Source organism: Companilactobacillus kedongensis (genome assembly GCF_003946625.1).
Lineage (GTDB): Bacteria > Bacillota > Bacilli > Lactobacillales > Lactobacillaceae > Companilactobacillus > Companilactobacillus kedongensis.
The window spans coordinates 1-16156 of record NZ_RHOR01000002.1 but is presented as its reverse complement, the minus strand read 5'-3'; the positions used below and the strand labels follow the sequence as shown (position 1 = coordinate 16156).

At 36.6% G+C, this 16156-nt stretch carries 11 protein-coding genes; all 11 read right to left on the bottom strand.

What is annotated here, in order from left to right; all coding sequences use genetic code 11:
* Window positions 1-32 precede the first annotated feature (32 nt).
* A complete protein-coding gene (locus tag EKM60_RS01855) occupies window positions 33-374 on the bottom strand; it encodes a hypothetical protein (protein WP_125711907.1) in 342 nt (113 codons plus the stop codon).
* Between the two features lie 165 nt (window positions 375-539).
* Window positions 540-2723, bottom strand: coding sequence for a hypothetical protein (locus EKM60_RS01850; RefSeq protein ID WP_125711905.1), 2184 nt, complete (start codon window positions 2721-2723; stop codon window positions 540-542).
* 476 nt (window positions 2724-3199) lie between these two features.
* Window positions 3200-5344 carry a hypothetical protein gene (locus tag EKM60_RS01845; RefSeq protein ID WP_125711903.1) on the bottom strand — a complete coding sequence of 715 codons (2145 nt, stop codon included), beginning with the start codon at window positions 5342-5344 and terminating at the stop codon, window positions 3200-3202.
* 573 nt (window positions 5345-5917) lie between these two features.
* A complete protein-coding gene (locus EKM60_RS01840; protein ID WP_125711901.1) occupies window positions 5918-8161 on the bottom strand; it encodes an ATP-binding cassette domain-containing protein in 2244 nt (747 codons plus the stop codon).
* Between the two features lie 496 nt (window positions 8162-8657).
* Window positions 8658-9524 (bottom strand): helix-turn-helix domain-containing protein, encoded by an 867-nt coding sequence (locus EKM60_RS01835; RefSeq protein WP_125711899.1) that lies wholly within the window; start codon window positions 9522-9524, stop codon window positions 8658-8660.
* Between the two features lie 185 nt (window positions 9525-9709).
* Complete coding sequence (locus EKM60_RS01830; protein ID WP_404811380.1) at window positions 9710-10567, bottom strand: glycine betaine ABC transporter substrate-binding protein; 858 nt, start codon at window positions 10565-10567, stop codon at window positions 9710-9712.
* 61 nt (window positions 10568-10628) lie between these two features.
* Window positions 10629-11474, bottom strand: coding sequence for an ABC transporter permease (locus EKM60_RS01825; protein ID WP_125711895.1), 846 nt, complete (start codon window positions 11472-11474; stop codon window positions 10629-10631).
* Window positions 11467-12666 (bottom strand): quaternary amine ABC transporter ATP-binding protein, encoded by a 1200-nt coding sequence (locus EKM60_RS01820; RefSeq protein WP_125711893.1) that lies wholly within the window; start codon window positions 12664-12666, stop codon window positions 11467-11469. The genes EKM60_RS01825 and EKM60_RS01820 overlap by 8 nt, the downstream gene beginning before the upstream one ends.
* A 271-nt stretch (window positions 12667-12937) precedes the next feature.
* On the bottom strand, window positions 12938-13912 hold the full coding sequence (locus EKM60_RS01815; protein WP_125711891.1) for an electron transfer flavoprotein subunit alpha/FixB family protein: 975 nt from the start codon (window positions 13910-13912) through the stop codon (window positions 12938-12940).
* Window positions 13913-14710, bottom strand: coding sequence for an electron transfer flavoprotein subunit beta/FixA family protein (locus tag EKM60_RS01810; protein WP_125711889.1), 798 nt, complete (start codon window positions 14708-14710; stop codon window positions 13913-13915). It abuts the gene before it with no gap.
* Between the two features lie 9 nt (window positions 14711-14719).
* Entirely contained in the window at window positions 14720-15844 is a 1125-nt protein-coding gene (locus tag EKM60_RS01805; RefSeq protein WP_125711887.1) for an acyl-CoA dehydrogenase family protein, read from the bottom strand.
* Window positions 15845-16156 lie beyond the last annotated feature (312 nt).

Genomic DNA, 16156 nt, shown 5'->3' with positions numbered 1-16156 from the left:
GATCACATCAAAATTAAATTTTATTGAATAAATTAGACACTGTCGGTAGCTTCCCAAAAAATAGTTGATGTATAAGTACCCGGATAGGTCGTATAGTTAGAATTTTCCGCAAATAAAATTCCTTCATCATCCAGATTAACACTGTCAGTATCAACATATGATTGAGCTTGTAGGTCCATAACGGCGTTATTGTTGCTAATCTTAGCTTTTAAAGTTTGATCAACTACGCAGGCATTAGTCTTCGCCGTCAGTACCGGTTCAAGCACACCAACAGAGACCTCACTTTGATCAGCTTTAGTATCAGTTGCCAGTATAAAGAGCATCATTAAACTTGTTATGGGAAAGATAAGAGATATAAGGCTTACTTTATTCATAGCAATACCTCGCACCTGAATAATTGGTTTAGATATTTTGATTCTACAAAATTATTTGAGTTTTAAGTATCTTATATTCATTCCATTATACATGCGTATCAAAATACTATATTTAGTTTGGTGGAAATTGATGATTGGATCAAAAAAGCCTTTAAATCGTTAGATTTAAAGACTATCCACCGTTTCCCAAGTCATTGTTGAAGTATACGTACCTGCATAACCTATAAAAGAATATGATGGACGAAGTAAAATACCATCTGTATCATTCCACCCTTCAGAGACATTTCTTGTCATTTTTTGATCTTTTTCAACTAATCCGGGACCCATCTGATCAATCTCAGTATTACTTTCAGAACCTATAATTGGAAATCTTCCTGGCGAATTATCCTCTGAAGGCTGTAAATAACTCATATTGGCATTCAACTTAATATTAGAACTGCCATTATCAACCTGTTTATAAAAAGGCGTTGCATTAACTCTTAGAAGCCAAGGTGAATTATAACTATTTACTGAAATGTTCCAATCTCCATCCCTTTGGATAAAGGTATCATTTTCCACAAGCATTGATTCTTTCATATTCTTAAATTTAAGATTGGTTCCTACATTGATATCAACATAGTGAGATCTAAAAACCACATTGTAATCTGCATCTTTGGCTGTTCTGCCATACACATCTTTAAAATGTAATGCACCTGCTAAGGGAACATCCTTATCAATGTTTCCATAATTATCATCAGAATCTATATAAACACTAAATATTTGATCTCCTTCTGAAACATTATCAAGAGGGGGAGAAGAAAAAGCGGGTTTCTCAATTCCATTTAACTTATTGAAACCAAAAATATTACCAGTTGAAAATTTGTATCCATCGGGATATTTTACCGTCGTAGGCACATTATATGAGGTTCCTATTGTATTATTACTAGCAGAATCAGACTTTACATCTTCTGTATCAACAGTGAACTCGGGTGTAAAGTCAGGAACATTGATGACAAATTTAGTAGGATCAGATTCATGTCCCTTAGAATCTGTCAGTGTTATAGTAACAACATTTTTACCAACTTCTAATCCCTTGTAACCATATTTAGCAATATAGTCATCGAATGATAGTGCTTGATCCAAAATTGTACCGGCTGAAGTTTTATTATAGAATAAAGGATTCAGAGGAATATCAATATTACCATTATCATTATCAGTTCCACTGATAGCATCCTGTACATTAGGAGTATCCGTATCGGCACGAGATGTTATTTGATAACTTATACTTAGACCTCTTGAAGTCCCATGTGCAGGGCTACCATCCGCATGCTTATATGTACCTTTAAGATCAACTGGGTTGTTATCATTAACTTTATATCCATCACCATCAAATGCTTTATCCTTAGTAATAATCAAAGAATTAGTAGCAACATTAACATCATAAGTCAAAATATTTGAAACAATTGTTTCACCAGTACTCTTATAATCTGGCTGAACAACTTGAACGGTTATTTTATGATCACCAATAGGTAATCCTTTCATAAGCAGATTGAATGTCTTATCAGCGCTCTGCGTATCATTCGCAATAACTTGTTCTTTACCATCAATGGTGGCATAGATATACATGTTTTTATTTTCAAATACGACGCCGTCATCTTTTTTATAGTCCATGGTACCGGTTAAATTAAAATCATCAAGCTCATATGTACCTACTGAACTGTTATCTGCAGTTGCCACAATAGAGTTAGATGCATCTTTGATGTCAAATGAAGGTGTGTCGGCAACATCATCATAGTTGTCGGCTTCATAGTCAATATGTGATTGATCAACTGTTTTACCAGCGGCACCAGCTTTAGCACTTAAGACAATGCGTGCAGATGCATAATCTTTTCCGGTTCCAATGTCATCGATCGGAACTGTTAGAGTCTTTTTGTCGAGATCAGTGTCGGGGATATCAACACTAGTAGTCTTTTTACCATCGCTCGACAAATAAACCACCTTACCAATTGTTCCAGTCGCAAATGTCACGTTATCAGGTAGTTTGATCGTCGCTGTCATATTGGCAGTTGCTTCACCACTGACAAAATTCATCAGATAGTTAAATTCCAGACTGTCACCCGGATTAACTGATTCTGCATTAACATATGATGCAGCTTGATCATCTAGAACAGTATTATTAGAACTGATCTTGGATTTAGTTGTCTGATCGACAACATATGCGTTAGTATCAGCTTTTAAAACAGCATCTTGGACACTAACAGACATTTCACTATCTGCAGCCTTGACCTGTGAACCACTTGCTAATACGAAAAAGACTATCCCAACTATAGAAAGCATCAGAGAATAGATGAACTTCCCCTTGTTCTTCATATTTTTCACCCCGCCTGTAACTTGAAAATTCCAACAATTTGATATTTATCTTTTAAATTTAATTTATAAAGTATTTTATACTAATATATTACAGTAATTCGGCCACACTTGCGCTTCATATTAGTTAAGAAATTCTTGCTAAAAGTGGCATAGACAAGCTAAAAACACGAAAGTGTAACCAAATATGACATACTTTAATATATTCAATAAAAAAAGAGCTGTTCCACACCTGATAAATCAAGTGTAGTACAACTCTTATTCTATATAGTTAAATAGATTATTTCAAACACAACTCGAGGCGGAGAGAATGAGAATATTGACCAGCTATGAAAGTGTTGTTATGGCTTTAGCCATTACAACATCGGGCGAGTTAAAAGACTTGCTGAACTTTGCAAGGCTTTTAACCGAGGTACGAGACCTTGGCTCGTGCCGGTCCGCATAGCCGGTCAATATTCTCAGTCATGGAGACGGCAAAATCAAACACTATCAGCGGCTTCCCAAGTTATAGTAGATGTATATGTTCCAACGTAACTAGCCAATCCCCCAGGTCTGGTCAATAGGATACCCGAATCATCGGCCCACTTGGAAGCAACATCTGTCGTAATGACCTTATCGGAAGCACTAGAACCAGTATATTTATCTACAACAACTGGATTATTTTCCATAGATTCTGTTGAACTATTAGAATCATCAGGGTTAACAAAAACCATTTGACTATTCAACTTGATAGGATCTTTCCCATCAGGATATTGGTAAAACGGTGTAGCTTTGGCCGTTAAAGTCCAACTAGACTTGAAACTTTCAACCGCAACTCCCCAATCACCGTCACGTTTGTTGTTACCTCCAGTGAGTTCAAAGTTTTTGAAATTCTTAAATTTATAACTATCGTCAGTTTTAATACTTATATATTTTGAGCGGAAAGTAATCGTGTAATCAACAGTATTAGATTTTCTACCATAGGCATCACGGTAGTAATACGAAGCGGGATAAGGTTTATCAGCTATTACCGGATCATCAGCCGAGAATCCATAAAGCGACTTTTTAGTCAGTGAATTTACCATCATGATACCGCTAATGACACTTTCTTCAGTTTGAAGCTCATCACTTGTATACACTGCATTTCTCATTGAAACATCATTCAAAGTATTCATAGTAAAAATAGTCGACATTGAGAATTGATATTTCTTCCCAACATAAGATACATTCATAGGAATGTCGTAATCAGCACCTAATCCAGTATTAGGATTATTTGAATATATGTCTGTCGTATCCAAACTTAATTCCGGCTGTACATCAGGTACATTTATGACAAATTGTGTTTCATCTGACTCATGTCCCTTAGCGTCAGTCAATTTGACCGTCACTATATTTTTTCCAACTTCCAACCCAACGTATCCGTATTTTTTAATATAATCTTCGTAACTTAGTGATTGATCAATTAAAAATCCATGATTTCCCATTTTGTATACAACTGGAACCACTTGAAAACTAAAAGTCCCATCGTCATCATATTTAGTCCCTGCTATCCCGGGAGCATCAACATTATATTCATCTTGAACATTAGGGTCATCTGTATCGGCCTTGGATGTGATCTGTGCTGTTATCGATAATGAATTCTTTGTACCATGAGCCGGGTCACCATTAGCATGTTCATAAGTACCCTTAATATCAACGGGATCATTATCGTTAACTGTATATCCGTCTCCAGCAAAAGATTTATCCTTAGTTATGATCAATGAATTAGCAGTAACATTAACATCATAAGTTAAAATATTTGAAACAATTGTTTCACCAGTATCGTTGTAGTTTGGTTGAACGACTTGAACTGTTATCGTATGGCTGCCCAGTGCTAGAGGCCGCATGATAAGTGAAAAGTTTTTATCACTACTAGCAGTATCTTGAACTGGTAATTGTGCCACACCATCGATCGTATAGTAAATATACATATTTTCATTTTTAAAAACTACACCATCGTTATTCTTGTAGTCCATCGTTCCAATTAAGTTAAAATTCTCACCTTCAAATGCTTGCACGGAGCTATTATTAGTTGCCGCAACAATTGAATTGGCAGAGTCTTTAATCGTAAATTTAGGCGTATCAGCAGCGTCATCATAGTTGTCAGCCTCATAATCAACATGTGATGCAGCAACTGTTTTACCAGCTGAACCAGCTTTAGCACTCAAAACGATCCGAGCTGAAGCATAATCTTTTCCCGTACCAATATCATCAACTGGTAGAGTCAAAGAATTACTATCAGTATTTATATCGTCAGAAGAAATATCTACACTAGTTGATTTAGTCCCGTCACTAGATAAGTAAACCACTTGACCCAATGTACCTGTTGCAAAAGTAACGTTGTCAGGTAATTTGATAGTTGCACGCATATTAGAAATTGCATCACCATTGTCAAAAAGCATTAAATAATTAAATTCCAAATCATCGCCAGGATTGACAGTATCCGTGTCTACATACGACTGTGCTTGACTATCCATGATCGTATTGTCAGTACTGATTTTTGATTTCAAAGTCTGGTCAACAACATAGGCATTTGTCTTAGCCTCCAAAACCGGCGTTTCAACACTAACAGAAACATCACTGCTAGTAGCTGCTTTAATTTTCATACTATTTAATGTCAGTACTCCTAAGATACACATTAATGAAAATATTATAGGGTAAAAAATACCACGTACTCTTTTCATACTTACCACCTCGCGTGTTCATATATACTAAACAATTGTTAGAAATAACGATTGTTATTTGCTGAAAAGCATCTTGTGGTAATAGCTTACATAAATTTATTTATTAGTGCCCCTCATATTTTGAAATATTTTTTTTCTTAAGTTGGTGGTGGTTATGAAGCCTACAAATTTGACTAATTCCAACTATTATGCGAACGACTACAACACTCAAATTTGTAGACTTTTATTGTGTTTTTATGTGAAGATGAACACTACTTTATATGCTCACCAATTAAAAAAGGATCTGAATTCAGAATCATTCTGAATTCAAATCCTTCTATATTATTCATATGCAAAAGCTAATTTAACCGTAGTGCATGAGGGCGATGGCGCGCTTACAGAATGGACGTGTTTTGAGATTTGCGACAAGCAAAGCTCGAAACCGAGATTCCAGACCTTGGCTGGCCGGTCCCACCCCAGGTCGTTGCCCCTCGTGCAAGTAGGCGGAAAAAAACATTAAATATATCTAGCAGTAACTGAATCCTTATTACCTACTAAGCCACTAACCGGACCTTGATAAATAATCTCGCCACCGCGAGAACCACCATCAGGACCAATATCAATGATCCAGTCCGCACTACGCATAACATCAACGTTATGTTCAATAACAACAACGGTATTACCCTTATTAACTAAGTCGTTAATAATTCCGATTAAATTTTCTGTATCCGAAACATGTAAACCAGTTGTTGGTTCGTCTAATATGAAAATATTTCCTTTTTTACTCAACTCTTTGGCAATTTTTAAACGTTGGCTTTCACCACCAGAGATGGTACTCAGCGATTGACCAAGCATTAAATAATCCAAACCAACATTTTGAACCTTCCTCAATTTGGACTTAATTTTTTTATCGTCAAAGAATTCAACTGCTTCTTCAATCGTCAGGTCCATAACTTCGACGATATTTTTATCTTTATATCTATATTGCAATACTTCAGGGTCAAAGCGTCCACCATGACATACTGGACATTCAATCTCTGAATTATCCATAAATGACATGTTGAGTTCGATCACTCCTTTACCCTTACAGTTAGGGCAAGCACCCTTGGAATTGTAACTGAATAATCCATCTTCAACGCCGTTCTCTGTACCGAATAGTTTTCTAATATCGTTCATGGCTCCAGTATAAGTGGCTGAGTTTGATCGACTATTGGCATGCAATGGGGTCTGATCGATAACCACTGCATCGGGATTTTCTTTAGCAAATACTTGCTCTACTAAAGTACTCTTACCAGATCCTGCAACACCCGTTATGACGGTGAATAAACCACTGGGAACATCTAATTGGACATTCTTCAAATTATGCAAATCACTCTTAGTACTACTGATAAATTTGTCGGCCACCCTAGGATGTTGATTCATTGGCAATTCATGAAGTAAATACTCACCGGTCAAGGTCTTCGATTTTAGCAACTCAGGATAACTCCCTGTAAATTGGATCTGACCACCATGAATACCGGCTTTAGGACCTACATCAACAATAAAGTCAGCAATCTTTATTACATCAGGGTCATGTTCGACCACCAATACCGTATTACCATTGTCACGTAATTTAAGTAATAGATCATTTAATCGATGAACATCCCTTGGATGTAATCCCGTACTGGGTTCATCCAAAATATAAATCAGATCCGTTAAGCTATTTGAAAGATACTTAACAGTCTTAACACGCTGACTTTCACCACCAGAAAGAGTTGAAGTCTCTCTAGTTAGGCTCAAATAATCTAAGCCAATATCGATCAAACTTTTAATCCGTTTCTTCAATTCTTCTACTAAAGAACTCATCGATTTCTCCGTAAACTGATCCAAAGTTTTCAGTAAAATATCCAACTGTATATTTGTTAAATCGAAAATATTATATCCATTGATCTTAGATTTTAAAACGTCGTCATTGAAACGCGTTCCATGACACATGGTACATGTTGACATTTCAGCAAATTTTTCGATTTGTTTACGAGCACCATCACTCATAGTTTTATTCTCTTGAATATTAGTACGATAAAATCTCTTGATGACACCTTCATAATTGGTTTGCATCGAATTACCTTTATAGTTAACAGTTATCTTCGATTCTCCATTTAATAGATTTTCCATCTCATCATCAGTAAAATCTTTGACAACTTTATCGTTATCAAATAATCCAGAATTTAGTAACGTCTGTAAATAAAATGAATTCTTAGAATATCCCGGTAACAATACAGCACCATCATTTAGCGACTTATTATAATCTAAAGCCGCATCCAGTTTAACAACGTAACTCTTACCGATACCCTCACATTGCGGACACATTCCTTCGGGATCATTGAAAGAAAACGCGTTACTGGCATTACCATATTTGGGCATGCCAAATCTCGAAAACAAAATTCTAAATAAGGGGCTGATATCACTGATCGTTCCTAAAGTAGAACGAGCGTTACCACCTAGTGGCTTTTGATCAATGATGATCGCCGTCGATAAATTATGAATTTCATCAGCATCTGGTCGCTTGTACTTAGGTAAATATAATCTTGTAAAACTATTGTAAGTACTATTCAATTGACGCCCAGCTTCTTGAGCAATCGTATCAAAAACGATCGATGATTTACCTGATCCAGAAACACCAGTAAAAACAGTCAGTTTGTTCTTTGGAATCTTCAAATTAATATTTTTCAGGTTATTTTCGCGGTCGTTCACTATCTCGATAAATTGTGTATCAGTCATGTCAAACCCCCAATAATTTTAATTTTGTTCAAAAGGATATTAAGCATATCATATTAGTTATTTTATTTCGATAGTTGTTTTCCGTCTCCAGTTGATAGAAATTTTTACCTGCAGTAGGACCGACCTGAGCCGAGGTCTCTGGTCTTGATTTTGAGCTTTGCTGTGCAAATCTCAAAAGTCATCCTTTTTACTGCAGGTAAAATTTCTATCAACCTCCGACTCAGTTTTATTTCACCCATGATCATACACAAAAAAAGAAGTATCCAAAATGGATACTCCAAAACTTCTATATATATAATAAAAATCAAAACTAGCCAGCGGGTGCGAGGGACGGCCAGCAGTGAAAATTCTGTTAGATTGTCGAAGACGAGCTTACAGAATGGACGAGTTTCGAGATTTGCAAAGCAAAGCTCAAAACCGAGATGCCAGACCTTGGCTGGCATCGTTCCCACAGCAGACCGTCCCGCGCACCCGCAGGCGGCAAACATATACTATTCTATTCGCCACATTCTTTTATCATTTTCTCGATCTCAACCAACTCGTTATGATTACGATTAAACTCAGAGAAAACCTTAGCACGATTCAACAAACCATGTAACTCTTCATCTGCCCCCTGTGTATCACAAACATTAACCGCCAATTGTAAATACAACCTAGCAATATAGTAAGTCACATGATTATCCGCACATACCTTTACACCATAATTTAACAATGTATTGGCCGTCTCGTAATCTTTTTGGTTAGAGTAATAAACTCCACAATAAAAGATAATACTGATATAGCGCCATATTTTACTGACATCATCGATCGGCATCCCATAAATATCATTAAAGACTTTGCTAAAATAATATTCACTCTTATCGGAATCTGATTGCTTAGCATAAACCATTCCCATCCCGGTATAAGCTAAGAAAGTAAAAATTGTTTTCCCGTCGGGATCAAGATCTGTCAGGATCTGATTAAAATCGAAAACAGCTTCAAAAAGATCACCGCTTTTATCGAGGATATTCAGATATCCTTTCAAATAGTAGTATTGCATCAAAGCATCTTTATCATCTTTTAAAAGTTGAACGTCGATTTGGTTCATAATTTTCCAAGATTTGTTAAATTCACTTATAATCAAATTGAATTCAACTTCATTCATTGACGTGACTATCTTCTTGGATTTGCTATCGCTGATACCCATAATATCGTCTAAAGAAATATCCAAACGATTACATAACTGAATCAGAATTCGCAGTGATGGAATTTGACCATTATTCTCAAATTTACTCAAAGTTGCTTGAGTACAGACACCATCACTAAGATTTCTTTGCGATAGTCCTAGTTTTTTTCTTCTATCTACAAAATACTGTATGTTCATTCGGCGAACACCTCTATATAAAAATATAATATCCTCATATCTAGAATTATATACTCCTGAGCAATCGCTTACCATATTCATATTGGTAATTTTCTAAATATATATTTTTTATATTTAATAGTCATATATAATATTCCATCAGTACATAAAAAGGGCGAAACAAAAGTTTCGTCCTTTTTGAGATTCTATTTATTTTTTAAATCTTCAATTGAATTAATATTCTTCATATACTTAGGTACAGCTAAACCGACTTTAGCACCTTTCAAATTAGGTCCTAAATCAACAAAACGACCCTTATAGTCTTTATAGTACAGACCAGACGTCTTAGGTAACCAGGCACTAACTTGTGCATCAGCGGCCTTTGTAGCTATGGCAGCCCAAGTTGGTTGTTGTTCCATAGCCTGAATCGTTACCTTATAACCTTGGTCACGCAATACTTGCGCGATCACATTAGTTGAGGCAATTTCAGAGTCCCAAGCAACATAAGTCATTTTTAATGATTTACCATGAACTTTTTTAACACCTTTAGTCCACTCTGCAACTAATTTAGGATTAGCCTTGATCCACTCTTTGGCAGCTTTTTGTGGGTCCATCCCATTATTTACTTTTAGCATAACTTCAGACATTTGGGCTGGTTTCCAGTGGAAACGATCCAAAATCGTGTATGCCTCTGGCTTATCCTCTTTTAGACCCTTACGAACGATCGTATGAATACTTTCAGACTTACCGAAAACATTTTTAGGGTCTTTTAAGAATTTGATGGGATACTTAGTAAACATCCAATGTGGTTGCCAACCAGTAATAACGATTGGGCGCTTGTCTTTGATGGCTTTGTCCAAAGTACTGGTCATTGCAGCGGTCGAGCTAGTTTGCAGTTGCCAGTTCTGATCTTCTAGTCCATAAGCTTTTAAAGCTTTTTGAGTTGAAGACATGATACCAGCTCCGGCATCGATCCCAGTGACCGTGTAATTTATTTGTGAACCTAACTTTCCCTTACTATTGTAAGGTTTTGTCTGTGAACTACAAGCTGTGATCACTGGAATAATCAGTAATGTTACAAAGAAAAGACTTAAAAGCTTTAATTTTTTCTTCAAACAATCCCTCCTATTTTTTATGATCTCTTGTTAATGATTGAGTTAATCTGTCTAAAATAATTGCTAAGATAACGATTGCTAGACCTGCGGCGAAACCACCACCAGCATCATTTCTACCTACGGCAAAGTAAACTTTAGTTCCAAGACCCATGGCACCGATCATGGAAGCAATAACGACCATTGATAGAGATAACATCATACTCTGGTTAACTCCGGCCATTAAACTTGTTTTAGCAATTGGAAGTTCGACCTTGAACAACTTTTGCCATTCAGTTGATCCATAAGAATCAGCTGCTTCGATCAACTCATCAGGTACTTCACGAATACCCATGTTAGTCATTCTAACTGTTGGAGGCATGGCGAAGATAACTGAAGCGACGATACCGGGAACCATCCCAATACCAAATAGTGCAACAGCTGGTATCAGATAAACAAAGGCTGGCATTGTCTGCATGAAATCAAGAACTGGTTTCAAGATAACTTCAGCAATGTGACTCTTAGCCATCAAAATACCCAACGGAATACCAATAACTAGTGCGATCAAACTAGACGTCAAAACTAAAGTCAAAGTTTGTGTCATATCACGCCAGAAATCTAAATTCCAAATCAACAATAAACCTAAAAATTCAAAAATCAGTAAGCTCCAACGTTGATCTTTTCGATTAACATAGAAAGTTAACGCTAAGATCAAAGCAATAAAGAGCCAAATTGGGATCAAATCAAAGACCCATTGAAAGGCGTTATTTATTCCGCCGATAAAATTTGTTATCGCATTGAAAAAACCTGTAAATTGTACCAACCAATTGACGAAACTATCGATCCAATCAGCTAATGGTAATTGTGGAATACTACTCAAATTCGCTCACCTCATTTCCTGCAAGGGCACCAAGTACGGCACCACGAACAATAATTCCTCTAAGTTGTCCTTTGTCATTAGTTACGGCAAATGGAATACCTGTCTGTGAAATATCATCCATTAAATCAGAAATAGGAGTTTCTTCATTAGTAGTAGGAACATCCGTCTTAACCACTGAACGAAGGTCACTGCTATCGTGTCTAACCAAATCAATAACATCATTAGCATCGACGATACCGATCAATTTACGCTTGTTATCAACAACATAAGCAGTTGAAACTTCATTATTCTTCATACGTTTCAAAGTAAGTCTTGGACCAGCCTTGTCAATATTGATCGTCACGGGACGGATCATAACGTTACCGGCAGTTAGAACCTTACTACGATCAACATTCTCAATAAATTCTTCAACATAATCGTTAGCAGGATGTGTCAAAATATCTTCCGGTGTTCCCGTTTGAATAACTTCACCATCACGCATGATCATGATGTGGTCACCCAGTTTTAACGCCTCATTTAAGTCATGACTGATAAAGATAATCGTCTTTTTCAAGCCTTCTTGAATATCCAACAATTGATCTTGCATATCAGTTCTATTCAATGGATCAAGTGCTGAAAAGGCCTCATCCATCAAAAGTATCTGTGGATCATTAGCTAAAGCACGAGCGAGACCAACACGTTGCTGCATACCACCAGATAATTGATCAGGGTATTCATCGTTATAACCGGTGATACCAACTTGTTCCAAAGCCTTTTGTGCTTTCTTACGGCGTTCTTCTTTATCAACACCTTGGATCTCCAAACCATATTCGGCATTTTCCATAATCGTTCTATTAGGTAGTAATCCGAAATTTTGGAAAACCATACTCATTTTCTTACGACGAACCTCACGAAGAGTCTTCTTATCCATCTCCATTAGATTCTCGCCATCGATCAATACTTCACCGTCAGTTGGTTCGATCAAGCGATTGATCATACGTACTAATGTAGATTTACCACTACCTGAAAGTCCCATGATAACGAATATTTCGCCATCATCAATTTCAAAATTTGCTTGGTCCACTCCCACGGTGGCTCCAGTTTCTTTCAGAATTTCCGATTTAGATTTACCTTGTTTTATAAGTTCCTTGGCACGGCCAACGTGCTTACCAAAAATCTTAGTTAAATTTTTAACTTCAACTTTCTTACTCATTAAATCCTTCTTCCCTATTCTGTATATGTCGTTATGAATAAAATTAGCCCTCAATTTAGTGAGAGCTATTTAATCATAATCTTGTTCATTTCAGACTTAAAATAAGTCTTATAAGTTATTATTCCAAGTAATAAAAACGCCATTATTCATAATTTATAAATAATAGCAACACATATTTACCCTAACAAATATGAATTTCATTTGCAAATATTAGATATTATATAAACTAAATAAAGCGATTTCCATCAAATGATGAAAACCGCTTTACCTGTTATTGTAGCGCCTTTTCTAACGCCTTAGAAAATTCCTCAGCATTCCCAACGAAGTAATAGTCGGAATACTTAAAGATCGGAGCATCCTTATCTGTGTTGGCAGACACAATAGTTTTAGCATTAGAGATACCGGCTGTATACTGGACAGCCCCAGAAATACCCAAGTTTACAAGGATCTCAGGCGATACACTTTGACCACTTTGACCAATTTGATCATTAATATCGAATTCTTCCAGGTCAGTTAATGGACGAGTTACTCCAATAACCGCATGCATTTTATCAGCTAATCTCTTTGCATTTATTAAGTTTTCTTCGGTCTTATCACCACGACCGATAGCGACGATTCTGCTTGCCTCATTGATACTCTTCGCACTCTTCTGTGGCAATGCTTTACTTGCAATAGTCAATTGCTGATCAGATATAACTTTCAGGTTAGTAATGTTAATTACCTTAGTCATTGGATTGTTAAATTTCTTAGCTTCAAAGACATTGGAACGAACTGTAGCCATTTGAGGACGATGATTTGGTACAACGATCTCACACATGATGTTATCACCGTATGAAGGTTTTGTTTGTACCAGTGTATCGTCATCTTCAAAATGAAGATCCAAGCAATCAGCTGTCAAACCAGTTCTAAGTCTTGCCTGAAGTCTTGGCGCAAGCGAACGACCGACAACAGTTGCGGCAAACACAAAACTGTTAGGACGACCAGTTTTTTCTATTAAAGTATCCAAAGCATTAGTCATTTCTAAATCATTACCTTGAGATAACTGATCGTTTTTAATAGTAATGATTTTATCAGGACCATATTCTTTAATGTCATCTTCTAAACTTTCAGAAGCACCTTCAATGAGGACAACAGTAACAGGTAAGTTACTAATTTGATTCATTTTAGTAATCAATTGGTAAGTGATCGGATTAACTTTATTTAAATCTACTTCAGCAAAAATCCAATTTTCTTTTAACAATTCCATTTATTTGTCCTCCACTAAGATATTTTTCTCTTTTAAGATTTTAACTAATTCATCGGCAGCGTCCTGAGGATTCTCAGCTAATTTATGGTTATCTTTCACAACAGCCTCTGGTGAAGAGATGCTTCTTACAACTGAAGGAGATCCCGCTTGACCGACACGATCATCATCAAGATTTAAATCACTAGCATGCCATGTCGTAACTGGTTTTTCAAAACTCTTAGCAATCTCTACTACATTAACGTATTTTGGTTCATTAGCTTGATCAGTCACCGTTAGCAATACTGGTAATTTAGCGGTGATATCTTGCTCAACTGTTTCAAGGTAACGTTTAATATGAAGAGATTCGTTGTCAACATCGATCTTACTAGCATAAGTGACTTGAGAAATTCCCAAAAATTCAGCAACGATCGGACCCATTTGACCAGTATCAGCATCAACTGACTGTTGTCCCAAAATAACTAGGTCTACATCCCCGATTTTTTGAATGGCTTCACTTAAAACATAACCAGTTGCCAAAGTATCAGCACCTGCAAAAGCACGATCAGATAACAATACGGCTGAATCAGCTCCCAATGCCAAAGCTTCTTGTAAAGAAACTACAAAGTCATCTGGACCCATAGTCATGACGATAACTTCTGCACCCGTTTTAGCTTTTATTTCAAAAGCAGCTTCCAAAGCATGACGGTCATATTGATTGATCACACCGCTAATGCCGCGACGGTCAATATTCTTAGTCTTCTCATTGATTTTAACGTTAGTTGTTTCTGGTACTTGTTTGATTCCTACGACTATTTTCATAATATCCTCCTAAGCGCGACTTTCCGCTTCTTTTAATGCAATTGCAGTTCTCATCTTTTCAACGGTTCCTTCGGCAATTTCCATTGCACGGGCATCTCTGATCAAGTGCTCAACTGGATAATCCAAACTGTATCCATATCCACCCAAGATCTGTAATGAATCATCACCAGCTTTAACGGCACTTCTTGATCCATAGGCTTTTGCCATGGCAGCTTCTTCTTCGTAATCTTGACCGTGATCTTTCATCCAAGCAGCCTTTTGATAAAGCAATTTTGTTGTTTCCTTTGAAATAGCAATATCGGCAACTTTTCTCTGAATTCCCTGCATTTGAATGATTGGCGTATCAATAGCCTTTCTGTGAGTTGCGTAATCAGTAACTAAGTCAAGTTCGTGTTCCATGATTCCAGTTAAAACGGCTCCCATTAAAACACGAGCGTCGTTATGAGCACTGTCACCAATTTCTTTTCCCATGCCAACTTTTCCAAGTAAGTGTGATTCGTCAACTTCGATATTATCCATAACAATTTCGCCGACTGGAACACCTGTAAGACCTAAGAAATTTTCCTGCTTACCGTATTCAAAACCTTCCATTTCATTATCAACCACGAAAAATGATAATTCGGTTGGAGCTGTTTTGACTAAGACACAATAAATTTCAGCCAATCCACCGTTAGTGATCATAATTTTATCACCATTGATGATCCACTTATCTCCACGTTTTTCAGCATGTGAATTAATTCCCATCGGATTAGATCCACCACTTGGTTCGGTCATCGAGAAGGCCATAATACGATTCTTAGTCTGTGGCAAGTATTCATTTTTTAGTTCATCATTACCATATTTCACAATCTGGTCGATCGACTTGAAGTGACCTTCTAAAGTAACAGCTAAACTAGCATTACCTTTGGCAATCTCATTAATTACTTTAGCCGTTGTTCGTCCATCAAAGCCGGCACCACCATATTCCTCAGGCAACATTAGACTTAAAAAGTCATTTTGCTTAATCTTTGCCAATAGATCATTTACGTAAGAACGTGTGTGATCTATTTCCATATCATATGGAGCCACTTCATTTTTTACGAATGATTTAACCATTCTTAGCAAAATGTCTTGGCTGATTGTTTTTTGATCCATAGTAATTCTCCTTTTTGTTAATTTTTTCACATATATAGGCAAAAAAATATTTGTTTCTTCAATGGTTTCTGAATTCCGCTTTATGGTCACATCATATAACAATTATTATCATATGTAAATAGTAATAATATATCATCTAATATTCTTATAGTGTATCATGGCGAATAAAAACCACCCGTAAAACGGGTGGTTTTCTCTGAGGCTATAAGCCTCTTCCACTAGCCAGCGTCTCAAGACGCTGGCTTTTGTATACCAAAGCCAAACTGCTTTTATCACTTTTGCCACCGCTTTAAGCGATATTCGTACTACTTA